The sequence below is a fragment of the Natrinema amylolyticum genome, from assembly GCF_020515625.1.
GTDB lineage: Archaea > Halobacteriota > Halobacteria > Halobacteriales > Natrialbaceae > Natrinema > Natrinema amylolyticum.
In genome coordinates, this window is the sequence record NZ_JAIWPJ010000006.1 from 72,847 (window position 1) to 97,596 (window position 24,750).

19 protein-coding genes are annotated in these 24,750 nt (G+C 58.8%); 12 read left to right on the forward strand and 7 right to left on the reverse strand.

The features are described 5' to 3' along the window. Positions 1-91 precede the first annotated feature (91 nt). The gene (locus tag LDH66_RS21310; RefSeq protein WP_226483095.1) at positions 92-1,438 is read right to left on the reverse strand and encodes a site-specific integrase; all 1,347 of its coding nucleotides are present in this window, start codon (positions 1,436-1,438) and stop codon (positions 92-94) included. A 416-nt stretch (positions 1,439-1,854) separates the two neighbouring features. On the opposite strand from LDH66_RS21310, the gene LDH66_RS21315 reads away from it, so the two are divergent. The 5 genes from LDH66_RS21315 (at position 1,855) to LDH66_RS21335 (ending at position 6,690) form a co-directional block, all read left to right on the forward strand. Next, complete coding sequence (locus tag LDH66_RS21315) at positions 1,855-3,498, forward strand: hypothetical protein (RefSeq protein ID WP_226483096.1); 1,644 nt, start codon at positions 1,855-1,857, stop codon at positions 3,496-3,498. A gap of 127 nt (positions 3,499-3,625) precedes the next feature. Then, entirely contained in the window at positions 3,626-4,054 is a 429-nt protein-coding gene (locus LDH66_RS21320) for a hypothetical protein (protein ID WP_226483097.1), read from the forward strand. 488 nt (positions 4,055-4,542) lie between these two features. Next, positions 4,543-5,034: a hypothetical protein gene (locus tag LDH66_RS21325; RefSeq protein WP_226483098.1), complete on the forward strand. Its 492-nt coding sequence runs from the start codon at positions 4,543-4,545 to the stop codon at positions 5,032-5,034. 212 nt (positions 5,035-5,246) lie between these two features. Then, positions 5,247-5,534, forward strand: coding sequence for a hypothetical protein (locus LDH66_RS21330; RefSeq protein ID WP_226483099.1), 288 nt, complete (start codon positions 5,247-5,249; stop codon positions 5,532-5,534). After that, positions 5,527-6,690, forward strand: coding sequence for a tyrosine-type recombinase/integrase (locus LDH66_RS21335; protein WP_226483100.1), 1,164 nt, complete (start codon positions 5,527-5,529; stop codon positions 6,688-6,690). The genes LDH66_RS21330 and LDH66_RS21335 overlap by 8 nt, the downstream gene beginning before the upstream one ends. A 67-nt stretch (positions 6,691-6,757) precedes the next feature. Here the strand turns inward: LDH66_RS21335 and LDH66_RS21340 are convergent, their stop codons facing one another. Beyond that, complete coding sequence (locus LDH66_RS21340) at positions 6,758-8,770, reverse strand: hypothetical protein (RefSeq protein WP_226483101.1); 2,013 nt, start codon at positions 8,768-8,770, stop codon at positions 6,758-6,760. Continuing rightward, complete coding sequence (locus LDH66_RS21345; protein ID WP_226483102.1) at positions 8,760-10,040, reverse strand: hypothetical protein; 1,281 nt, start codon at positions 10,038-10,040, stop codon at positions 8,760-8,762. Before LDH66_RS21345 ends, LDH66_RS21340 begins: the two co-directional genes overlap by 11 nt. A 127-nt stretch (positions 10,041-10,167) precedes the next feature. Between LDH66_RS21345 and LDH66_RS21350 the strand changes: the two genes are divergently transcribed. From LDH66_RS21350 to LDH66_RS21360, 3 genes are all read left to right on the forward strand, one after another. Continuing rightward, positions 10,168-10,905, forward strand: coding sequence for a DUF91 domain-containing protein (locus tag LDH66_RS21350; RefSeq protein ID WP_425492992.1), 738 nt, complete (start codon positions 10,168-10,170; stop codon positions 10,903-10,905). A 334-nt stretch (positions 10,906-11,239) separates the two neighbouring features. Further along, a complete protein-coding gene (endA, locus tag LDH66_RS21355; protein WP_226483103.1) occupies positions 11,240-12,316 on the forward strand; it encodes a tRNA-intron lyase in 1,077 nt (358 codons plus the stop codon). Positions 12,317-12,451: 135 nt separating this feature from the next. Beyond that, complete coding sequence (locus LDH66_RS21360; RefSeq protein WP_226483104.1) at positions 12,452-13,612, forward strand: tubulin/FtsZ family protein; 1,161 nt, start codon at positions 12,452-12,454, stop codon at positions 13,610-13,612. Between the two features lie 54 nt (positions 13,613-13,666). Here the strand turns inward: LDH66_RS21360 and LDH66_RS21365 are convergent, their stop codons facing one another. Continuing rightward, positions 13,667-14,596, reverse strand: coding sequence for an ornithine cyclodeaminase family protein (locus LDH66_RS21365; protein ID WP_226483105.1), 930 nt, complete (start codon positions 14,594-14,596; stop codon positions 13,667-13,669). 65 nt (positions 14,597-14,661) lie between these two features. Then, positions 14,662-15,057 (reverse strand): methylated-DNA--[protein]-cysteine S-methyltransferase, encoded by a 396-nt coding sequence (locus LDH66_RS21370; RefSeq protein WP_226483106.1) that lies wholly within the window; start codon positions 15,055-15,057, stop codon positions 14,662-14,664. Positions 15,058-15,161: 104 nt separating this feature from the next. Here LDH66_RS21370 and LDH66_RS21375 point away from each other — a divergent pair, with 104 nt between their 5' ends. Next, the gene (locus LDH66_RS21375) at positions 15,162-16,757 is read left to right on the forward strand and encodes a tryptophan--tRNA ligase (RefSeq protein ID WP_226483107.1); all 1,596 of its coding nucleotides are present in this window, start codon (positions 15,162-15,164) and stop codon (positions 16,755-16,757) included. A gap of 117 nt (positions 16,758-16,874) precedes the next feature. After that, positions 16,875-18,254 carry a hypothetical protein gene (locus LDH66_RS21380; protein WP_226483108.1) on the forward strand — a complete coding sequence of 460 codons (1,380 nt, stop codon included), beginning with the start codon at positions 16,875-16,877 and terminating at the stop codon, positions 18,252-18,254. A 63-nt stretch (positions 18,255-18,317) separates the two neighbouring features. Here the strand turns inward: LDH66_RS21380 and LDH66_RS21385 are convergent, their stop codons facing one another. Further along, positions 18,318-18,545, reverse strand: a complete 228-nt coding sequence (locus tag LDH66_RS21385; RefSeq protein WP_226483109.1) for a hypothetical protein — start codon at positions 18,543-18,545, stop codon at positions 18,318-18,320. A 59-nt stretch (positions 18,546-18,604) separates the two neighbouring features. Between LDH66_RS21385 and pheS the strand changes: the two genes are divergently transcribed. Both pheS and pheT read left to right on the forward strand, forming a co-directional pair. Then, positions 18,605-20,131: a phenylalanine--tRNA ligase subunit alpha gene (gene pheS / locus LDH66_RS21390; protein ID WP_226483110.1), complete on the forward strand. Its 1,527-nt coding sequence runs from the start codon at positions 18,605-18,607 to the stop codon at positions 20,129-20,131. Then, complete coding sequence (gene pheT, locus LDH66_RS21395) at positions 20,131-21,843, forward strand: phenylalanine--tRNA ligase subunit beta (protein ID WP_226483111.1); 1,713 nt, start codon at positions 20,131-20,133, stop codon at positions 21,841-21,843. Before pheS ends, pheT begins: the two co-directional genes overlap by 1 nt. A gap of 35 nt (positions 21,844-21,878) precedes the next feature. Here the strand turns inward: pheT and LDH66_RS21400 are convergent, their stop codons facing one another. Beyond that, complete coding sequence (locus tag LDH66_RS21400; protein ID WP_226483112.1) at positions 21,879-24,680, reverse strand: M14 family metallopeptidase; 2,802 nt, start codon at positions 24,678-24,680, stop codon at positions 21,879-21,881. Between the last annotated feature and the right edge of the window lie 70 nt (positions 24,681-24,750).

The window sequence follows — 24,750 nt, forward strand, 5'->3', positions numbered from 1 at the left end:
TTCAAGCAGGTGGGAGTGAGGAACTTGCTGAAGTGAAACGAGAAATCGAAATAGCAGCAGAAGTTAGCAATCAGTGGGAGTAGTCCGCTATCTATTCTTGCAGATCGAAGAGGTCTTGAAGACGTCCAATCGCTTCAGGATGGTTACGAGCCACCTCAGCCATCATTTCTCCCTTCTTTAAATTCTCTTTGTCAATTTCCCCACTTACTACAGCTTCGACGAGGGCGTTCCAAGATTCATTAGCAGTTTCTTTCATAGCACGTGCAGCTTCGTCTGCAGCACGTCCTTCATCGGGATCGATATCAGTACCACACCAGAGACACGGTCCTCGAAACCGGGTTGTGTATTGTGAACAGTCAGGACACTTCACCGGAGCAATCGCCTTTGTTCGTTCATCATCTTCTATGGTTGCGCCTTCGATTTCTGCGAGATCACGCGACGCTTGCTTGCCGAATTTTGCCACATAATATTCGGGAGTTGCCGTTCTTTGTTCCCACCCGAACGCCTGGCGCATATCATCAATACTGTACCCTTGACGAAGTGCTGCGACACTTGCCCGACTTTTTCTGAACCATTGTGGATTACACGGCTTATCGACTCCTGCCTCTTTTCCGGCAGCTTTAGTTATACTAGCCAATTGAGAATAGCTTACACGCTGCGATTGATCGCCATTCAGTTTGACCCATACTGGTGTATCTGAATTTTCGTCCATCTCTGCAGTGGGATGCTCTTTTAACCATTCTCTGACATATGGGACTCCCGTGTAAATTTCCCTTGTTCGGTAGCCTGTTTTGGTATCTTCTGGGATCCGAAGTTCAATTCGATTCTTCCTTATTTCGAGGTTAGACATATTCAGACTGTAGATTTCACTCTGAGGCCGACCTCCAGACGCCCATAACATTGCCATCCAAGCGCTATCACGGTAATTATTCTGACGACGGTTTTCGATCATCGGAGTCACATCATCTTCATACCAGAGAATTTCATGGACATTTGGGACATTTTCCCTCGGATTGTAATGACTTGTGTTCGCATATTCGATCATGTTAGGTATCCATTCAGTGTTTCCCAATGCATTGATGAACGTTCGAAGTTTGGTGAAGCGATCATCAATGACAGAGTCCTTGAACCCTCGATCTTTCACATGGGTATCAATTTCCTTGATCGTTTCTTCCGCTCTACGCTCACTATCAGTTAGACCATTTTGATGCTGACATTCGCGTGGTACAATGAGCTTATGCAGGTCAAATCCGCGCTCTGCTAAGTCCAGAACGGCATAGAGATCTTTGTAGTGCCTATTCGCCTTAATCTCACTCCCTCGGCGGCGCTGTAGGATGTCGTCGTACTGAAGCAAGATATCTCGATTTGCCTCAGATATCTCCTCTGATTCCTCTACTCGATTACGCACTTCCTTTACCCTCTCTTGATCAGTTGTCATGGTTTCTCACCCCTTTATATACTCCAATGTCTAATCTTTCTTTCGACCCTACGGCGGGAGGATCAAACCGAAGGTGAGACTTTTTAGTATATAAACAACGGTGCTGAACCTGTTGCTTGTATTGATGAATATTGTTAGTCCATCTTAGGATTGAGTTACGTATACCTCTGTTTTCCACCCTGCACTTAAGTGCTGCATAGACAGCAATTAGGCGAGTGCGGCTGCAATGTGGTAATTGATTTGCATCTTCGTTATGCTCTCTGGCGTGATCTGGATCGCTCCTCCAGCGACAGCGGTGGAGCGAATGCGCTTTTTCGAGTAGCGGCATGCAGGCACTGGTTGGCTGGGGGGGTGTTTAGCCAGCCCCCTCAACCCTAGGTCACAGGGGTAATTTTATTATTCCCGAGTATGCGCAGGTGAACGTGTGGCAAGAATATAATTTACATGGTGAATTATTCGCAAACTCACCAAAACTGGGAATCGGGCTTACCTCAACCTGGCCTGAGGCCGTCATCCAGAAACCGCTCACAGACGTTGAAAAAGACCAGAACCTCAATGCAAAATTCGCACTGGCAGGAAAACAGAGACAGCTGCTGAAAACCGGTCGTGTCAGGAACAGGTCCAATCGAAACGAGCAAATCCTGAAGAAGCGCGACCTGCTTCCGGAACGATTCCAGCATCTCATCACAGATGTTGCACTCCTGTCACTCAAATCTTATTTTTCTGAGGAAAAGTGGGAAGACGGAATTGTTCAACGGCAAACTAACCGAAATTCAACCAAGTTGGCAGAACGGCTAGAGAAGGCAGATTCGGTTGATGATATTCCTAATGTCGGAATCAAAGAAACCCAACGCGAGTACTACATTACACCATTCGAGTCACCCGTTGATCTCTGGGAGGAACTCCTGGACATTCCGCGAAGAACACAACACGTACGTGATGACGTATTTTTCCACGGCCACGCTGTGAACTCGAAAGAGATCCAGTTTGGCTTTGAGATCGGGAACATACTTCGTATTCTGCGACCAGACGATTACGACCCAGCGTTCAATGATTGGGATTCGAGTGGCGAACTTATCGGAGAGGGTCTGATGTGGGGATTTCTACTGGCATTTATCGGTCAGTCCAAATCGGACCTTGAGAAGGAACGACAGCAACTGGACGAACTGTTTGAAATGTTTCTTCACCTTCAGGATTTGAGAAAGAAGGAATCACAGAGAATGCCAACAATGAGTGAAATAAAGGATTCACAATACGACGGAGTCACCAAAGAAGCAGTCGAAGAAGCCGGGTTCACACCACATCCCATAATTCTGAGAGAAGTTGAACACCACCGCGAGAAACTGGAGCAACCGCAAAGAGTCGAAGTGATTGGTACCCTCCCAGATTCCATGCACCAGCAAGACAATCCTCAGTGGGAGAACGAAAACGATCCAGAAAACGAGATAGGGCCAGACCTTAAAAAAACAATATCAAAACGGCTTGTAAAAGAGATAGACAATTCTACACCTCTGAAAGAAGTAGATGCTCTCCGACAGGGAATCGAGCCAGATCTAGAAGCAATTCAAAATAGGAGCGTCATGGGGGTAGATTCTGCCTATCAAGTGTTGCAGGAGGTCTGGGGTCTGCAGGCCAGACATGGGCCTGAAGAGAAGTCACAGAATGGCGACAACACTGGTAATACGGATAGTGAAGAGCCGTTCAATGGGCTAATGGACAATACATATGATAAGCAAGAAAAATCAGATATTACTTCGGAAACTATTGGACAGGGAATAGATCTAGCGCAATCCCAGGTGGCGGCGGTGCTAAATCGGGTTTCAAGTGAGGACGATTATGAACTCTGGACAAGTGCACCTCTTGCCAATAAAACCGGGAGTGGTTCACGCGGCTCAAAATGGAAACTAACACCGTATGGATCGTTACTTTGTTACACCAGCTTTGACTGTGATGGAGACACTGAGTGGATGTATCACTGCGCTATTGGTCCAGAAGAGCTCTCTGTATACGAACGAAAACTCGTGATGAATACCATAGATGACCTAGGCCTCAGTGAATGAGTGAGCGTAGTCATAGAATCTCTGGAAGCCGGATTCTCATAAAGTCAGAGCCTCAGCAGTGGATACCCTGACACAGCAGAATCAAGCGTCGGCAATGTTTATCTGCGCTATCCCCAACGGGAGAAGTATGAATAATATCGAAGGCCAAGTCATCACCACTGTACGTCATTTGGCCAGCAATACCCCTGACGAGTTGACGTGGGAAGTCACCATTTCTGGGACATCAATCGCACTTGAACTCGGTGACGGTTCGCTGCTTATTCCGGTTAGTGACGCCGAAGGAAATGGGCCAGGTGTATTCCGCGGGAAAAATATCGATGACTGGGAAACCCTTACTGGATCCCGCATAACGGATATAACTCCAATGTCACGGGCGGCAATGGAATATCGGGGCTGGGAAGATGTCTCCGGGTACCGGCCACCCATACTCACGCTGGATACTGGGGAACAGCTCTATCCAGTGGCCGATTCGGAAGGTAATCAACGCGGGGTACTGTTTCGAGTGCAAGACGAGAAGACGTTTATCATTGATTTTGATCCGGTGGACACCGAGTAGGAGCGACTCGAACTTTAACACAACCGCTTTCTGTGAAAAGCTCTGAAGAGCGAGAGTCGAGCAAATTCGACCATAATAAACGCTGTGGTTAGACCAAGGTGGTCAGATATCAGTCAGAACCCCTGTGCGCGAACTCCTATGCGGATAATGCGCCCACAGGAAGATTTCACTGACACGAACCCCTCTAACGGAACCGACTCAGAAATTTCTCAACATCTCCACGAGGCCAGATCAGCCACCAAATCGAACCCTCGAATAGCATCACTCTCAAAATTTCACGATCAGCCGCTCGGTGTTTGCGTAGTCCTGACAGCCGCCGATTTGACTGCCTTAGGCATCAACCCGTCCGGTGTTACCACAGTCCTGTACTGGATCGATCCAGATGAGCAGCAACTCTGCCTCAGCGGACAAGACCAGTAAAATGACGAGGAGCAGCTGTTCGCCTCAATCGCCGATTGTCTATCACATTCCAGCGACTGGTGAGTACAATGCCTGACATCGCATCCGACAAAGCTACCGCGGTCACGTACCCTCCTCAGCCGCTCTACGATAAGTGGTGTCAACAGGCAGATTCCCTCAACATGAGTATCAGCCAGTTCCTCATTCGGATGGTCGAGGTAGGTCGAAAGCAAGTCGATCTCGAAGATATCGCAGAAGAATCGCTCCGCGATCTCCATAACCAGGTCACTGATCTGCAGCGAGAACTCAACCAACAACGCACGCGGAATCAAAAACTTGAACGGCAACTTCACCGGACCGTTCACGGCGAGATCCTCGACTACGTCGAAGATAATCCCGGCGTAACCACACCGGAAATTATGCAATACGTAGCTGATACCGTTCCGAGTCGCGTTGCGAGTTACCTTGACCTGCTCGAAGGAGACGAACTCGAACTTCGAGACGGAGAGTACTACCTCCAAGAGACTGACTCAGGCCATCACTTGGCCTCAACAGACGGAACACAATCAACCGACGAATGACGCACAACCGACTAGCAACGCCCAAACAGTACGCTGGAGCGATCCAGTATTACGACACAATCCCGAAACGGTATCGACTAAAAACGTACGCTGGTCGGTACCGTAATAAGGACACATGGGACCGCTATATGGAAGAGGTGTTACTAAAGCAGTATGACTCTGACCGAATGCGACAGGCGGCCCGCCTCGCGGGCACGTCGTGGAAAGACCATATGGAAGACCGTGGCCGCCACCACGCACTCGCCTCACCGCGTGACGTCGAGGCGTGGTGCGACACTCTCCTCGAAGATAAGGTTCCAAAGACGTGTTACGAATACTACTTTCTCCGCATCTACGACTTCTATGACTACCTCAAAACTGATTTCCAGCACCCCCACCTCTATAATCCAGTCCTGCTAGCGGCAATCAATCATAGTGCTGCACGGACGATTTGGATGGTACGGGTCAAACGACGGCGCGAAAAAGCTGCGAAACGCCAAACGGAGGAACGTGATGAGTGATGATGACATACACGTAGGTGAAGCACTGGAGAAATCTCCAGAGCAGATCCGCGAAGAATATGCTGAGGCATTTGACCAGCCAACAGATCCGCTCGCTCAGTATAACAATGTGTTTACTGGTCTCCCCGATCCGTTCGACTACTTTATCTACATGGTCGTTACGAATCGAGACAGAATCGATAAGCCCGACACAATTGAGGAGTACCGCCGAACGTTTCGGCAATGGCGGGAGTTCATGGCCACAACAGACCGACATCCTGCTTGTCCCACGAAGCAGCAGATCAAGTCGTTCATTACATGGAGGCGGGACGTCCACAATAATGCGCCGTCAACCATCAAGTTGAAACTCTCGCGTCTGAACCAAGCCTACGAATACTGGCAAGACGAGTCAGTCTTCCCACATCCAATTGAATACAATCCAATCCAGATCGCGCGGAAAGAGGTCGCGTTCGGTGAAAACAAGGAGAAACCATTCCCAAACCTCTCACTCCAATCACTTCGTGACATATTCAGCCAGATTGCCAATATCCGGTCACGAACACTCATCGGATCGCAGTTGAAACTAGGGATCCGCGCCGGGGAACTTCGGAACTGGATGATCAGGGATATACATATTAGCCATGCTGGCGTGCAGAAATGCTATCCCAATCTTGGGACACACCCCGCGCTTGAAGATTACACGGATGTAGTAGTTATTCCCCCAGATCGGGATGGTAACAAATCGAGTGTTCCCCGGCTACTACCGATCGACGAAGAACTCCGTTGGCTACTCATTCGGCATCTCATGACTCGCCCACAAGTAGACGAACCCTGGGTCTTCTTGTCGACACAGTCGTTCACTCAGTTGAGCACCACTCGGCCAGTCAACCGACCATGGAAAGAGGCTTTCCATCCGGAATATGCTGAAACGGATGACAACCGTGCGGTGACGAGTCATTTCGGTCGGCATTGGTTCAGTTCTTATACGCGACTTGAGATGGGTCTCAATCGGGAACTGGTCCAGTATATGCGCGGTGACTTGATCGAACCAGAAGGTGAAAATGAGTGGGAAGATGCTATTGATGATTACCTGCACCCGAATTATGAACACATCAATGACGACTACCGAAATGAAATCTTCAAGCTTAATATTCCGATGAAACACTACGCTCTATAATTCCATGTGAAACAAGGACAAACCTCTCAAAGAAATATTTTATTCAATTATAGATATTGTCTCTGCCCTACATTATTATATATAGGGAAATGATCCCACAAAGAACCATGGATCCTAAAAGTAAAACCAGCAACAGAGGACAATATTCAAAATAATGCTGAGGTGTTATATCTTCAAATAGGTCAATATCGACTTCATCTGGTTTGGTTGACTCTTTTCGAATTTCAGGGAAGGTGATTTCAGTGTCACTGGTTGACGAAGACATTCTTAAAGAAGAGGACCAGAAGTTGGCCTCTGAGGTTTCGAAGTGGCTATAGAGCTTATATAGAAGCCAAAGTGATGGAATTGTTGAGGACAATAATGTTATTTTTATTGGAGCTTCATTCTCAATCACTGACGTTTGTATTTCTAAGTTATTAAGAAGTACTGTTATACTATTGGGACTCCATTCTGATATCACAAATGTACTATAAAATATAATTATAGCCCAAATAAGAACCAAAATATAATATATCTTACTTATGGTTTGTTTTGCATTTTCTAAAGATTTATAAGCAGTTTTGAGATGAATTTCGTGCTGATCCTCAATCTTACCGAGGTCAAAAACTCGTGTACCTACGTGACTACGAATCTCGGAAAGATAGACAATGAAATCACCAGTACGATTCTCCATTATCGCTTGAGTTTCTCCAATTTCGTTTTGTATGATGGGGAAATAGAAGATTAGAATTCCCGCGATCGCTGAGATACTGAAAGGGGCAAGAACAGCGAGATCTGAATAGCGAAGAATCAGAACGAAATTAGTTACAATAGCTGCTAGAAGTGTAATGATAATCTTTTGAATATCAGAAGTTAGTGATTGGGAAGCCTCTGAAAGCGAGGTGGCAACGGTTCTTGTGAGCTCAAATGCCTCCTCAATTGTATTTTGAAGTTGATCTAATTCTTTTTTAGCATCTTCTTCTCGTAGAAAGCCATAATAGTGACTGATCTCACGGTTCTTTGTAGAGATTTCAGTAAAAGACGAGCAATGAGTAGCAACTGATCGATGCCAATGGGTTAGAGAAGACGGTCCGTCTGGGTGAACAACTTCCTCCAATAATTTATATATTTCTGGCATGTGGCGATCATCGATCGTATCAGTGGTTGGATCACCGAAATCAATTTGGCTGGATGCATGATGACGGTCTGTCTTGGTCTCAGCTTCAAAGTGGTTCCCGTCAAGAGAATGTGTAGTAGCTAAACAAGCTATCGCCGACGAAATAAAAACAGGTTCATAAATATCACGCAAAACAGGGTTATCAAATATAAGTGGCGACACTCTAGGTGGATTGAAATCTGTGTCATCAAACAGATTTGTTAATGTACTTTGCTCCTCCTCATAACTACTTTGACAACTAACGGGATAGTAGTCTGTACCACCATTTAGTAGTGAATATAGAGAAATAAATCCAACATATTGACTCTCTACGATACTGTCACCATCTAAAAAGCAATGATATGGTGTTGATGTGCCACTGAATTGGGATTCAATGATACTCTCAACATTCTTGTCATCAATCCAATATTCAAGAGTTTTTTTACTAGTCCAAAACTGTGGTGAGGAGTCACCTATCTCTATATCACATTCATCAAATAGATCATCTTTGATATTCGATTTGTTTATCGATATTGATAAACGTAGTTGACCGTCACCAGATATACTTAATATATCATATATTAGTTCAACACCATCTCTATAATTTTCTCCTGAAAGCTGGTCAGATATCCGACCTGCCCAATCAGAACTACTTTGTTCAGTAGAGGCCAGTAGCAGATCTACCCCCTGCTGCTTAAGACAAACACCATTTTGAAGGTACAGAAGTAGAGTTTCTGTCTCGTAGCTTGATGGAGCAGGAATACTGAGCTGAAAATCTCTAAACCAGCGTGGCCTGTCGGCTATTTTTTCTACTATTGATTTCAAGTCAGACTTATCTATATCATCAATTGATTGGTCTGAAATAGAAATGGTATTCTTACTCCAATTTCCTTCCTCTAAATACGCCTCCTGTAAATTAGCTAAGAATGATAATTCATCTATCATCTAATATATCATCCAAATTTTTATATTCTGACAGATCGGGGAAAAGGGATATATCAATTGTTTCATCCTCTTCTTCTTCTCCTTCTTCTTCGCCATTTGACGACTGACGATAAGTACCTTTTCCAACAGGCCGGAAGGCTGGTTCTTGACCTCTTATAACTGTGAATATTTCACCAGTATCGGTGTTTTCATAGAAATCAATTGGATCCTGTTCAAGAACTTGACCCACCGTGAACCCTTGTATCTTGAAATTGCCAATCTCTATTACAATACCACTATCCCAATATTTCTCAAGATTATCTTGTAACTCGCTCTGGTCTACATCAGCAAGTGAATCAATTTCAGCAAAGGGATCTTCGATATCCTCATTATCAGTCTCATCATCTTTCACTTGTTTCAAAATATCAATTCGTTGTTCTGCTAATATCTCGTCTTTATGATCTACTCCCTGTAAATCAAGAAATTCATGCCAATACTGGGCTTGTCCATTTCTCTGGTAAAGATATGCTACTCCAAGTGACTCTCCATCTGAGTTATCTTCATCTTCATCAGTACCCTCTCCGCCATTAGTTTCATTTTCGGAATCATCTTGGGAATTTGACCCACGATCCTCATTTGATGTTCCTTGAAAAGGGTATAATATAGATTTTTTCAATGTGTCATCAAATGCATCCTGTAGATTAGAAAATAATTCCTCGGCATCTTCATCATTATCTTCTCCAGGAATGAAAACATCTTCTCTAAGTGGGAGTTGAACGATCATAAGTCGATTCTCAGATTCAAATCTATCACTTTCCCAGGAATATTCAATGAATAATAAAAAGCAATCAACGCTATTAGAAGCCTTTTCATACTTCTCTATTAAAGGATCTGCCTGATTGGAAAAGCCGTCATTCGTATTATTTTCTTCAGTAGATGTATCGTCGTCTTCTTCTACTTCTTCTGCTTCCTCTGCTTCTTCAGCCTCACTTTCAGGAGAATTCACATCGGATTCCGCATTATTGAGATGGAAGGTTGAAAGTTCGTTAAGAGTTGATTGCGTTTCTTGGTCCTCTAGCTCGTGTTTTCGAGCATTCTTGATCGAGGGGTCTTTATATTGCTTTTTTTCTAAGTTTCCCATGAAGCCCCGGACAATATCTTTCGTATTTTCATAATTATCTAGTTCATCAGCTGATATTTCCTCATAGAGTTCCCACCAAGGATCATCAGCCTGTGGATGGCATTGATAAATAGAAACATGTTGAACATCTCCCTTCTGCTGATCAGTCATTCTTCATGATGTTCTTAGACATCCTATAATAAAAGTGGCGTTTGCCAGTTCAGCACATAGGCCTAAGAGAAGTATATGATCCGCGGATCAGCACAGCTCACAAACTTCCGTTCGTGAATGTAATACTATATTGGAAATAAAGCCAGCAAAGAGGACTGGTCTCCAAACTACTAGTAGTTCTATGGTCTTACCGGACAACACTGTCCTCGTCCACGACGTCGACGGCTACCAGCCCGTCGCGTGGCTGACCCGCGCCGACAGCGTCTCGAGCGACCGGCGAGACGGCTTCACCCTCGTTGCGAAGAAGGACACCCAGACGCTGCGGATCGCCACCCACGAACGCGACGGATTCGCTCACTATCCGGCTTCGGCGGCCGGAACGCCCGTCGGGGACTGTCCCGACTGCGGCGCGGCGTTAGTGCGCTCGAGCGGCGTCCACTGTGTCGGCTGTGGCGACCGCTACGGCGTGCCGGCGGACGCGACGGTCCGCGACGAGCACTGCGATTGCGACTGCGGGCTCCCCAAGATGCGCGTCGAGCGCGGTCTCGCCTTCAACGTCTGCCTCGACCGCGGCTGTGAGTCCCTCGACGCGGCGGTCAAGGGAGCCTTCGACCGCGAGTGGGAGTGCCCAGAACCGGACTGCGACGGCGACCTCCGGATCCTCCGGCGCGGTGGGCTCATCGCCGGCTGCGAGCACTACCCCGACTGCGACACCGGTTTCGCCGTCCCCGCGGGCGTCGTCGACGGCGAGTGCGACTGCGGGCTACCGACCTTCGAGACCGCCAGCGGCGTCCGCTGTCTCGACGCGACCTGCGATCGCGCACTCGAGAGCCCGCTCGGGGCCGACTCCGTCGCCGACGACTGACTCCTACCGTGTCGTCTTCCCACCGCGCGACAGCCGAAAGATCAGCCGGCGCTGCGGTGGGCGGGACTGAAAGGGGCTGGTGCGCTGAGCGGACGCCTCGCGTCCGCGATGCTCGGGAGAGCGACGCTCTCCCGTTGCTCGACGAACCCCGACGATGCAAGGACCGGAAGGAGCGAGCGGAGCGAGCGACCGAGGACCGCAGCGAGGCGCGGGAGTCGAGCGCACCAGGGGCTTTCAGCGTGTTCGATTCGGACCCGATTCCTCAGGAAACGATAGTGACGACGAATAGGGATCGATCCGCAGCCACTTAGTGCCGGCCGGCCAAACCCCGGCTATGTCACTCGAGGGGCGGTTCGACGCGGACGAGGGGGTCGTCCACGTGGGCGGCGACGCGCGCCAGCGATATCACGACTCGCGGGGCTACGGCTATCCGCTCGAGGGGAACGAGATCGCGCTCGCGCCCGTGGAAGCGGCCCACCTCCTGTATCGAGGGGACCTCGAGGCGGTCGTGAATACCGCGAGCGGCGAACGGCTCGGGTTCCGGGAGTTCATCGCCCGCGAGCCCGGCGACGATTTCGGCGTTCGGTTTCTCGTCTACGCGGATCTGCGATCGCGGGGCTTCTACCTCTCGCCGGCCGCGGAGCCGTGGGTGTCGGACCCGCCCGGCGGCGAGGCCGACTTCGCGGTGTTCCCGCGAGGGAAGGGGCCCGGCGACGGCGAAATTGCCTACGCCTTGCGGATCATCGGCGAGCGAACCGACATTCCCGCCGCCGAGCTCCGGGAGGGCGTGCTGGCGGTGGTCGACGAGGAGAGCGAAATCACCTACTTCGAGGTCGGCCGCCGTGACCCGACGGGGACCTCGGACTCCGACGCGTCGCTGCCCACGGAGTGCGAGGCCGACCTGCTCGCCGACCGGGTCGTCGTCTGGGAGCCGCCGCTCGACCTCTACGAGCGGACGTTCTACGGCCAGCCCCTCGAGGGCCGGGAGTACGACGAGCCGACGCTGCAGTGTTCCCTGCTCGAGGCGGCCTACCTCGCCGAACGGGGGGCGATCGACCTCGAGCCCGAGACGGTCCGCGAGCGGGGTCGCGAGGTCGAGGGCGAGCGCTTCGATCGGCGGCTGACCGTCTACACTGCGCTCCGGGAACGCGGCGTCGTCCCCAAGACGGGGTACAAGTTCGGCGCCGACTTCCGGACCTACGCCGACGTGGAGTCCGTCGAGGATCTCGGCCACTCCGAGTTGTTGGTTCGCGTCCATCCCGCCGGCTACGTCTTCGAGCCGCGGGATCTGGCGCTGGACGTGCGGCTCGCTCACGGCGTCCGGAAGACGATGGTGTTCGCACTGGTGGGCGAGGGATCCGACGGCCGCGCGGAACTCGAGTGGTGGTCGCTCGAGCGGCTGACGCCCTGAGTCGGCCGTCGCTCGGCCGTCGGCGACGCCGCGTCGATCGGTACGGCCCGTCGACCCGCGCCGACTGACCGCTCGTTTCTCACAACAGTCCGCGCGAGCGGAATCCTCAAAACCCCGACGGACGAGGAACGCACCATGCAACTCGAGGTGATCGGCGTCGGCGGCGCGGGCTGTCGGATCGCCGACGCGATCCGGGCCGCGGAGCCGACCGACCGCTCGTTTCTCACCGATGTCTTCGCGTTCGACACCGACGGGAACGACCTGAATCGGACCGTCATCCCCGAATCGAACCGGGTTCGGTACGGCCCCGACGATATCGAGGGCGGCCTCGAAGGCGATCTCGAACGAGGGCGGTCCGTCGGCCGAGATTACGCCGACGACCTCCTCGAGAGCGCGGACCGTTCCACACCGGGCGCGGCCGACGGGATTCTCGTCGCGGTCGGCCTCGGCGGGGCGACCGGCAGCGGTGCGGTCCCCGCGCTCGTCTCAGCGCTCCAGCGGCGGTCCGACGCGCCGGTCTACGTCCTGGCGACGCTGCCGGCCGACCGCGAGTTCGACGCCGCGGCGGACGCGTCGGGAAGCGGCCCTCGCGCGAGCGAGCCGAGCACCGCCGACGCACCGCCGCGACCGAACGCGGCGGTGAACGCCGTCGCCACCCTCGAGCGACTCGACGGGGTCGCGAGCGCGATCATCACGTTCGACAACGAGGACTGGCTCCGCCCCGGCGAGACGCTCGCCGACGGTCGCGACCGCTGCAACCGCGAGCTGGCGACGCGCGTCGCGGCCGTCTTCGCCGACGGCGGCGGTTCAGCGGAGTCGGTCGCCCAGACCGTCATCGATGCGAGCGACATCCGCCGGATCGTCGGCGACCAGTCGGCCATCGTCGCGCTCGGCTACGGAGACCAGGCGGTCGAGACGAGCGGCTCGCGGTTCGGCCTCGGGCTCCTGTCGGCGGAGCCGGACGTCGACACGAGCGAGGCGGTCAGCGCCGTCGAGACGGTGGTCAGAAAGGGGATCCGCGGGAAATTGACCCTCGACTGTGACCCCGAAACGGCCGAGCGCGGACTGCTGATCGTCGGCGGCCCGCCGGCGTGGCTCAACCGACGCGCGATCGCCGAGGGACGGCGAACCCTCGAGTCGGCCGTCGGCGGTTCGGGCATCCTCGGCGGCGATTCGCCCCGGCCCGACGGCGACCGCGTCTTCGCAGCGGTCGTCCTCGCCGGCGTCGAATCGGATCGACTCGCGGCGTTGCGAACGGCGGCCGATCGGGCCGACCAGACGGACCGAGCCGACTGACGTCGACTCCGGACGCGATAGCTCGCGGAATCGCTCGTTAGTTCGTCGCCCGAGCTATGCGAATCGCTTGAGGAACCGTTTCCCCAGGACGACCTCCGTCCCCGCCAATCCGACCGAGCAAAAGAGCGTGACGTCGTCCTCGCGCTGCCGGCCGAGTCCCGGGTCCTCGAGCATGTCGGCGAGTTCGATCATCCGCTCGCGGTCCTCGCCCGCCACGATGTACGGGCGGTCGTAGTCGTCGACCTGCGGGAGCGAGTCGGTGGCGACGACGTCGGCGCGATCGACGACCGCGAGCGGGAGTTCGTGGGCGTCCCGAAATCGCGGTCCGATCGTCGTGACGTGGGTGCCGGGCGCGAGCCAGTCGGCATCGAAGACCGGCTCCTCGCTGTCGGTCGCACAGACGAGCGCCTCGGCTTCGCGGACGACCGGTTCGGGGTCGTCGACCGCGCGAACGGGCGGGTCGACCTCGCCGTCGACCGTCTCGGCGAAGGATTCGCGGCTTCCGGTGGTCGGACTGTAGACCAGTACCTCCGTGAACTCGCGGGCCGCACAGGCCGCACCGACCTGCGCTCGAGCCTGGAAGCCCGACCCGAGAACGCCGACCGTCTCGCACCCTTCGCGAGCGAGACGGTCGATCGCGACGCCGCCGATGCCCCCAGTGCGGAGGCCACCGATCGCATGGCCGACGACCAGCCCTTCGAACGCGCCGGTCGTCGCGTCGAAAATCGCTACCAGTTCCGTGTGTCCCTCGCCGTCATCGGGATGGGTCTCGTAGACTCGGAAGCCGGCGGCGTTAGCCGGACCAGTCGCGGCTCCCGCAGTGAAGACGAGTTCGCCCTCGCCGGCGTCGACGTGCCAGCGCGGCGGGGCCTCGAGGGTGCCGGCGGCCCGTTCAGCGAACGCCGACCGCACGGCGTCGACGACCCCCTCGTAGTCGAACTGCGAGTAGATATCGCCGTCCGTCAGGATCGGAACGTCGGTCACGATCGACGTATCAGTCGGAGGAACCATAACAGGTGCGGCACAGGAATCGTTCGAGAACCGAACCGCTACGGCTCACCGGGAATCGCGGCCCCCTCGTGCTCGAGCAACCGTCGTTTCAACGCCAGTCCGCCCGCGTAGCCGGTGAGCGAGTCCGCGCCGACGATTCGGTGACAGGGCACGATCACGGGAACCGGATTGCGGCCGCAGGCCTGCCCGACCGCGATCGGTGCGCTGTCGAGTGCCGACGCGATCTCCCCGTACGTTCGGGTTTCGCCGGCCGGAATCGCCGTCATCGCGCGCATGACAGTCCCCGTGAAGTCGTCGGGAAACGCGATCTCGAGGTCGAACGCCGTCCGCTCGCCGGCCTCGTACTCCCGCACCTGGTCGCGGATCACCGCCGGCTCCGCGTCGATCGCCGAGCCGTCGATCTCCTGTTCGCGCCCGAATAGCTGAATCCGCATCGTACTCGACGTTCGGGGCGCACCGACATCACTCTCGGTGACCGAATATTTCGGCAGAGCCGAAGCCGAAGGCTTTTGCGCGCTGGCGCGCCAAAACGCACCTAATGACCGGAGACGACCCACTCGAGGAGTCCGAGTCAGGGGAACCGACGACCGGGGAACCGCTCACGGATGGAGGGGCCGCAGGTGCAGACGACGTCGCGCTGGACCCCTGGGGTTCCTCGAGCGTCTCCGACTACCGGAACCTGTTCGAGGAGTTCGGCATCGAGGAGTTCGACGACGTTTTGGAGGAGGTCCCGAACCCGCACTACCTGATGCGCCGGGGCGTCATCTTCGGCCACCGCGACTACCGGCCGGTCGCGGAGGCGCTACAGAACGACGAGCCGGCGGCCGTCCTCTCGGGCTTCATGCCTACCGGCGACCCCCACATCGGCCACAAGCTGGTCTTCGACGAGATCATCTGGCACCAACAGCAGGGGGCCGACGCCTACGGGCTGATCGCCGATCTCGAGGCCAACTCCGCCCGCGGAATGAGCTGGGACGAGATCGACGAGCACGCTCGGGACTACCTCCTCTCCCTGCTCGCGCTCGGCTTCGATCCCGAGGAGGGCGAACTCTACCGGCAGTCGACCAACCGAGAGCTACAGGACCTGGCCTTCGAACTGGGAGCCGACGCCAACTTCTCGGAGTTTCAGGCGATCTACGGCTTCGACGGCGAGACTGACGTCTCCCACATGCAGTCCGTCGTCACCCAGATGGCCGACATCCTCTACCCGCAACTCGAGGAGCCCAAGCCGACCGTGATCCCCGTCGGCCCGGACCAGGACCCCCACGTCCGGCTGGCGCGGGACCTCGCCGAGCGAATGCGCTTCTTCAAAGTGAGCGAGGCGTACGCCAGCTTCGAACTCGAGCCCGAGGAACGCGCGCTGGTCGCCGAATTCTACGAGCGACTCGAGCCCGCCGACTTCGACGACGACGACCTCCGCTGCGTCCACGTCGCCGAGGCGATCGAGGAGACGCCGCTGTCGGAGCTCGAGGTCGACGCGGACACGCTGAGTTCGGTGCTGACGAAGCTCGAGGAGGCGGGGATGGAACCGATCCGACCGCGGACTCGCTTCTTCGACCGGCGGGCGACCGACGAGGCCTTCGACGCGTTGGTCGACGCCATCGACGGCGAAAAGCGGGTCTACGAGAGCCACGTCGACGCCTTCGATCTCGACCGCGCCGCGGCCGAGGAACTCGCCCGCGAGGTCGAGGTCGACAACGGCGGTTACGGCTTCCAGCCGCCGTCGTCGATCTACCACCGCTTCATGACCGGACTCACCGGCGGCAAGATGTCCTCCTCGATTCCCGCCTCGCACATCTCGCTGCTGGACGACCCCGAGGACGGCTACGACAAGGTGAAGGCCGCGTCCACGGGCGGCCGCGAGACCGCCGAGGAACACCGCGAGAAGGGGGGACGGGCGGACGAGTGTCCCGTCTACGAACTCTACGCCTACCTGCTGGCCGGCGACGACGACGAGTTCGCTAAGCGCGTCTACGACGAGTGCGTCGGCGGCGAGCGCCTCTGTGGCGACTGCAAGGAGCAGGCCGCCCAGCTCATGAAAGAGTTCCTCGAGGAGCACCAGGAGAAACGCGAGGAAGTCGAGGAACTGCTCGAGGAGGCGGACATCGAACTCGAGTCACCGCGGCGTCGCTAACGCGGGGTGCTCGCGGCCGCTTCCGTCGACTTTCGCGGATCGGTTCGGCAGGGAGCGGACATACATTTTGGCGTCTGACGAAGATATATAGGGGCAGTCGTGGAACCGTGAGCCACGATGGCCCCGCACCGCCGCGGCTCGACCGACGACCGACTGGTCTGTGCCGACGTCCTCGGCGCGTTCGGCGTCACGGCGGCGGACGTTCGACGGAACGCGTCCGGCGACGTCACCCTCGAGGCGGCGCTGGTCGACGCGCTCGCGACGGGCGTCGATCGGACGACGGTGCTCCGGCGGACGATCGCGCGGAGCGACCGCGGCCTCGCGTGTGCGGCCCGGTACTCGCGGGCCGACCTCGAGTCCGAACTCGCGGCCGTCTTCGAGGCGATCGGCTGGTCGCTCGAGCTGTCGGCGACCCGCGACGGACTGGAACTGACCGCGTCGGATCCCCGCGGCCGAGCGCGGGAGGCGACGATCGCCTCCCCCGAGACGCCGCTCGGGACCGACAACCTCCCGGCCGTCCTCCGGACGATCGACGACGCGATCCTCGCGGGTACCGACGCGCGGTTCGTCCTCCTCTCGTCGGGCGTCGACCGCTGGCGCGCCGCGCTGGTCGACCGGAGCGAACTCGAGCGGCTCCGCGAGCGCTACGGCTCCCGAATCGAGGCCGTCGATCGACCACTGCTTCCGAAGCACGGACTCGCGGCGTACGTCCCCGCGGCCGGCGACGAACCGGACGGATCGATAGATACCGGAGCCGGCGCTGACGCCGACGATCCGTGGCCGCCCTGGGCGCTCGAACGCGGGACGCGTCGATCGAGCGAACTGCCGTCCGACGTCGGCTCGCTCATCGACGAAGCCGAACCGTCCGTGCGTCCGGAATCGGAGTCGAGTTCGGACGGGACGGCCGCGGCGCGATCGAGCGACGCGACGGTCAGCACGGCGTCGACGGCTGCCTCGGAACGATCGGCCACGACAGCGCCCGCGAGCGAGGTCGACGGCTTCGAACTCCGGGGATCGCCCGCCGTATCACGGCAACGCGACGAGGCCGTCGACCGGGCCGCGGAGCGCGACGCCGCGGCGGCCGCCTCCGGTCGCTCGGAAACGGTGGACGACTCGAGTCGGGACGAGCGAGCGACGGGCCCGGACGAGAGCGAGACGAATTCGGACGGGTTCGGGACGCTCTCGGGGACCAGCCAGACGGCGCGGGTCAGCAACGACTCGTTCGGTACGGAACTCGATCCCCAGGCCGACGACGACCAGTATCGCGCGCTCGGCGCGGCGCTCGACGCGGGCGGGACCGTCTCCGTTCGAGGACTGCTCGAGGACGACGATTTCCTCCCCGAACTGCCGGCCACAGAGTCCGCCGAGACGCGCATCGAGTTCGCCGACGGGTGCGCGCCCGTGGAGGTTCCAGAGACGACCGCGGCCGCCGAGCAGTCCGGCTTCGAATGGGTCGAGAGCGGCTCGCTCGAGACGACGCGGGTGTCCGAGGGATAGGCGGTGGTCGTCGGTAGTGGTGTGGTGACCCGTATCACAACGTTTTTAGCCGACTCGCGAGTGCTACCGAGTATGGCACTCGAATCCCGCGTCCGTGCCGGTGTCGACAGCCGACCACAGCGCCAGCGATCGGGATTCGGCTTCTTCTTCGCCCGGTGAATCCGGGCCGGTGGAGCCGAGAGCGACCGGATCGGTCGCTCGCGGCGAAACCGTCCGCGGCAGTATCGTCCGCTCGAGCACCGTCCGCGTTCGGTTCGCGGACATCGCGACGTCCGTCACGGACTCGAGCATCGATACCGAACTGAGTCGGAACCGCTAACTGACCGACCCACAGCAATGCAAGTAAGCGAATGCAACTTCCAGCACAACAGGTCGCGGTCCTAGAGGCCGCGAACGCGGACGAGGCAACGTCCGTCGACGCCCTCGCCGCGGCGACCGACCTCCCGCCCGAAACCGTCACCGGGGCCGTCTTCGAACTCGAGGACGAAGGGCTGGTCGCCGTCAGCGAGCGCGTCGACGAAACGGTCGCCCTGACCGACGAGGGGCGCGACTACGTCGACGACGGACTGCCCGAGGTCCGGCTCTACGAGGCCGCCCTCGAGGCCGGTGCCGACGCAGACCCCGTCTCGATGGGGCAGGTCATCGGCGCGTCGGGACTCGAGGGCAGCGCGGTCGACATCGCGCTCTCGAACTACGCGCGCAAGGGGTACGGCGCGATCGACAGCGGCGAGATCACGGCCGACCCCGACGCGGACCCGGACGCCGATGCGGAGGCGAACGCGCTCGAGGCACTGGCCGACGTCGACGACGCCCCGGTCGACAGCGTCGACGTCGATTCGGAGACGCTCGAGTCCCTCGAGCGGCGCGGACTGCTCGACCGACGCGAGTCGACGGTCCGCGAAGTGACGCTGACCGAGCGCGCCGTCACGGAGCTGATGGCGGGCATCGAGACTGCCGAGACGGTCGGCCAGGTCACCCCCGAACTGCTCACGAGCGGCGAGTGGGAGGACGTCGAGTTCTCCGAGTACAACGTCGAGGCCGACGCCGAGCGGTTCGACGGCGGCAAGGTCCACATCCTGCGCCAGACCGCCGAGCGCGTCAAGGACACCCTCGTCGGGATGGGCTTCCAGGAGATGGACGGCCCGCACGTCGACGCGGACTTCTGGATCAACGACTGCCTGTTCATGCCCCAGGACCATCCCGCGCGCACGCACTGGGACCGGTTCGCCCTGGAGCAGCCGACCCACATCGACGAACTCCCCGAGGACCTCGTCGACCGCGTCGAGCGCGCTCACCGGGAAGGCGTCGGTCCGGACGGCGAGGGCTACCACTCGCCGTGGGACGAGGACTTCGCGCGGGCGCTCGCGCTGCGCGGGCACACCACCTCACTGTCGACGCGCTACCTCTCGGGCGAGGAGGTCGGCGACCTCGAGCCGCCACAGCGGTACTTCAGCGTCGAGAAGGTCTACCGAAACGACACGCTCGACCCGACCCACCTGCTCGAGTTCTTCCAGATCGAGGGCTGGGTGATGGCCGAGGACCTCTCCGTTCGCGACCTCATGGGGACCTTCGAGGAGTTCTACTCCCAATTCGGGATCGAGGACATCCAGTTCAAGCCCCACTACAACCCCTACACGGAGCCCAGCTTCGAGCTGTTCGGCACGCATCCGACGACCGGCGAACTCGTCGAAATCGGCAACTCGGGGATCTTCCGCGAGGAGATGCTCGAGCCCCTCGGCGTGGAGTGCGACGTGATGGCCTGGGGGCTGGCCTTAGAGCGACTGCTCATGCTGATGTACGGCTTCGAGGACATTCGAGACATCCACGGGACGCTGTGTGACCTCGAACTGCTGCGAGAGACGGAGGTGACCTACTGATGCCCACGGTCGATATCGACCCCGACGAACTGCGCGACCTGACCGGTCACGACGAGAAGAGCGACGAAGAGCTACAGGAGGACCTGTTCGGGCTCGGCCTCGAGTTCGAGGGCCGCACCGAGGACGGAGCGTTCGAACTCGAGTTCGCACCGGACCGGCTCGACCGGCTCTCCGTCGAGGGTGTCGCCCGCTCGCTGCGGTACCAGTACGGCGACGCGCGCGGGGTGCACGTCCCCTCGCCGAACTCGTCGGAGTGGACTATCGAGGTCGACGAGTCGGTTCCCGACGAGCGTCCCTACGTCACCGGCGCGGTCGTCCGCGACGTGGACTTGGACGAGGAGAGCCTCGAGTCGCTGATCCAGCTCCAGGAGAAGCTTCACGCGACGATGGGGCGCAAGCGTGCGAAGGGCGCGATCGGGATCCACGACCTGACGATGCTGAAGGGGACCGCCGTAACGGAGGGGAACCCGACGATCCAGTACGTCGGCGTCGAACCCGACGAGGACCGGTTCGTCCCCCTCGATTCCGATCGGGAGATGACGCCGGCCGACGTGCTCGAGGACCACCAGACGGGGCAGACCTACGCCGATCTGGTCAGCGAGTACGAGCGCTATCCGGCGATCTACGACAGTATCGGCCTGTTCTCGTTCCCGCCGGTGATCAACGGTCGGCGTACCGAGGTCTCGACGGACTCGCGGGACCTGTTCGTCGAGATGACGGGCACTGACCAGTGGACGATCGACAAGATGCTGAACATCGTCTGCTACGCGCTGTCGGCCCGCGGGGCCACGCTCGAGGAGGTGCGGGTCGAGTACCCCGATCACGAGGTCGTCAGACCGGACCTCTCGATGAAGACGAAGACGGTCGCCCACGACCGCATCGAGACCATCCTCGGCATCGGGCTCGGTCCCGACGAGGTGATCGATTTGGCCGAGCGCTCGGGCCTCAAGGCCGAAAAGGAGGAAAACGAGGACGGCGAGCTCGTCTACGAGGTGACGATCCCGCCCTATCGCGTCGACGTGCTCCACCCCCTGGACGTTATCGACGACCTCGGGCGGGCCTACGGCTTCAACGAACTCGAGCCCCGCTATCCCGACGTGGGAACCGTCGGCGGCCGCCACGAGCGCTCTCGACTCGAGAACGCCGCCCGCACCCAGCTCGTCGGACAGGGCTTCGAGGACCTGCTGAACTTCCACATGATCAGCGAGGGGGAGAACTACGACCGCCTCGATATCTCGCCCGGCGACGACGTCTACGGGGCCGGCGAGCCGGCGACCATCAAAGAACCCTACAGCGAGGACTTCACCATGTTGCGGACCTGGGTCATGCCGTCGCTGCTGATGGTCCTCGAGCGGAACACCCACCGCTCCTACCCGCAGAACCTCGCCGAGATCGGCTTCGCGGCCGAGGTCGACGAGAGCGAAAATATGGGCGTCGCGGAGGGCCGCCGCGTCGGGGCCGTCCTCGCCCACCACGAAGCCGGTTACGAGGACGCCAAGGCCCGGCTGCAGGCGCTCGCCCGCAACTTCGACGTCGATCTCGAGACGCCGCCGACCGACCACCCAACCTTCATTTCGGGTCGAACGGCAGCGGTCGTCATCGACGGCGAGGAAGTCGGCGTGATCGGCGAGGTCCACCCGAAGGTGCTCGTTGAGCACGATCTCGAGGTGCCGGTGTCGGCCTTCGAGTTCGACCTCGAGGCACTCCGATAGGGCCGCGAGCGAAGCGAACGACTCTTCGTCCGAATTCACCGGATCTCGCCGTAGGTCCGGACGAGCTCCCCCTCGCGATAGCGCCGCTGCTCGAACCCGAGGGCGTTGCACACGAGCGTATGCCCCATGAACGAGAGAGAGTAGTCGGCCATGCCGAACGGATGCAGGACCGTCTGTTGTGCGGGCGGCAGAATCGATCCGAGAACGTTGATCTCGGCGTCGCCCGCCGCGAGGGTCCCGGCGCTGACGCCGCCGCCGGTCGTTCCGGCGGCGCGACCGCCGGCCGCGTCGAACGCGTCGCCGTCGATGATCGTCGCCGGCTGGTCGACCCCGGTGGTGTACCCGAGTTGCGGGCCCTTCCACATCTCCTGCTGTCGCGGGCGGACGCCATCGAGCAGCGGATGATCGAAGTCCCTGTCCGCGAGGTTCGCGAACTGGACCTCGACGGTCTCGAGGTCGTCGGGATCGATCGCCGCCGCGTCGCCGACGTCGAGCGCGCCGAGCAGGTGTACGCCCGTATCGGTCAGCACGAGGTCGCCGCCGGCCTCGACGAACGACTCGATCGCGGCGACGTACTGCGGGTCGTCGAGACCCGCGTCGTGGGAGACGACCAGTTTGTCGTAGCGGCGCTTCCCGGAGTTGCCCCGAAGCAATCGACCGTTGCCAACGTCGTGGACCCGGAGCCCGTCCATGTCGCCGTCCTCGAGGTGATCGGAGAGATCGGCAAAGAACTGCATCGGATTGACCGTATACTCGCGTTGCTCGTAGCCGAGTACCGCTCGCGGATCGGGATACTCGTCGTCGGTGTCCAGCACGGTCATCTCGACCTCGATGTCGGCGTCGCTCTCGACCTCAACGTCCCACCGGCCGGCGTCGGGTCGATGGCGGAACCACCCCTCGAAGTCGTGAGGCCGGGGCGTCGAGGTGTCCGGGTCCGCCTTCGCGGCGAGATCGATCTCGTGAACGACCGTTCCGGCGGGGTCGGTGACGCGAATGTGACCGTCGGTCGCGTCGCCGACGCCGGTAAACCGGACCGACAGCGAGTGAGACGATTCCGTCGCCTCGGTGCCGACGGTCTCCCGATCGGCGGGGCCGGGCTGGACGACCTCGTGACGACGACGGACCTCGGCCGCGCGGCTCCGGCCGGGTCCGCGGCCCTCGCCGGGACGCTCGTCGGTGTACGGGAGATCGGCGGACGAGCGCGTGAGTTCGTCAGTCGTCACGTATGCGGTGTCCTGACCGCCGGTCGCGACGGTCGCATCGGTGTCTGTCGCGGTCATCTCGGCGTACTCGCGCATCGAGATTCGGTAGGCGGTGACCAGGTGGCGTTCGATGTAGGGTTTCCACTGGATCCGGGCTTCCGAGAAGTGGTTCGCGAAGATGATCTCGGGTGCGACCGTGACGGCCCCGAGCCCGCCGAACTCCTCCGGCTGTCCGGCCCATCCGAGGAACGCGCCGGTCACTTGGTACGCGAGGGAGTCGTAGATCGTGCCGTAATCGAACAGTCCGTCGGGGACGTACCCCGAGACGCCGTACTGCTCCTCGCACGCGCGCTCGATGTCGTCCGCGATCGCCTCGATGCCGCCCCAGTGGGCTTCCATCCCCTCGCCGATGCGGACGTTGACCTCGTCGAGGTCGTGGGTCCCGTCGTGATCGAACGGGGCGTTCGTCTCGAGGTTGAACACCATGTGATCAGCGGTGTACATCCCGTGGTAGTCACAGAGGTACTCCACGTTCTCGTACTCGCGGAAGTGATCGACGATCGCCAGCGAGTCCGGGACCACGTCGTAATACTCGTCGGGTGCATCGTCGGGCTCGGCGGGCCAGAACGCCGGATCGACCCATCCCATCGTCGGGTACTGCCGATTGGTGTCGACGCCGGCCGCGTTCCCGCGCCGGAAGTTGATCTGGGTCTCCCCTCGCGGAATGTCGAACACGGGGTCGCGCGCCACCCAGCCGTCGGGGTTCGTGAACACGAAGACGAACGCGATGTCGTCGAGTAGGCCCTCGAAGCCGTCGGCTTCGCCTCGAGCGAGGTCCTCGACGAGCCGAGCGCCGGTCTCGACGCCCGCTCGCTCGTCGCCGTGAATCGAGAGGGAGTAGACTACCTTCTCCTTCTCGGCGAACGACGCCTCGTCCCGGACGTCGTTCGTGACGTCGACGACGTAGATGTCCTGCGGATCGGGACTCTCGCCGGTGTACCGGTTCGGCCAGCCCGGCGATTCTTCGAGGGCGTGGACGCGCACGCGGTCGGAGAAGTCCGCCTCGAGGCGGGCGAGCCCCTGGCCAACCTCGCGGTAGGAGACGAACTCCCGGGCTTCCTCGACCGGCGGGAAGACGTCCTCGGCATAGGGCTCCTCGAGTTTCCACCACGGGTTCGCGCCGGGAGAGAAGTCCATCAGTTCGATCCCGTCCCGCTCGAGCACGTCCGCGACCTCGTCGGCGGTGAGACGCGCGTGCGCCGCCGGCGTCGGCGATTCTCGGGTTACCGCCTTCGGCGCATGGGAGAGGTCCGGGCCGGGGGTCTCCTCGTATTCGGCCGCGAAGGCCTCGAGCGCGGTTTGGTCAGCAAACTCGATGACGGTCGCCGCCTCGTACTCCGCCGGGGTATGGTTGACGACGAACTCGTACTCGTCGGTCATCGGTTCGCCGCGGACGTCCGCGGTAGCGGAACCGGGGAGCGCGAGCGCTGCTCCCGTCGCCGCGGAGAGTGACAGGAACGTCCGTCGGTCGATGGCGCTGCCGGCGAACGCGTCGTCCGAACACCGGTCGGCAGCGTCGTCGGTCGAACGGTCAGCGGATCGTCGCGGTTGCGTATGGTATGGTCCGTTTGACATTACCGATCGTGGGGATACCCCACGTCCACGGCCCACAATGATCTGGAATAAATATGGTAACGAACGAGTG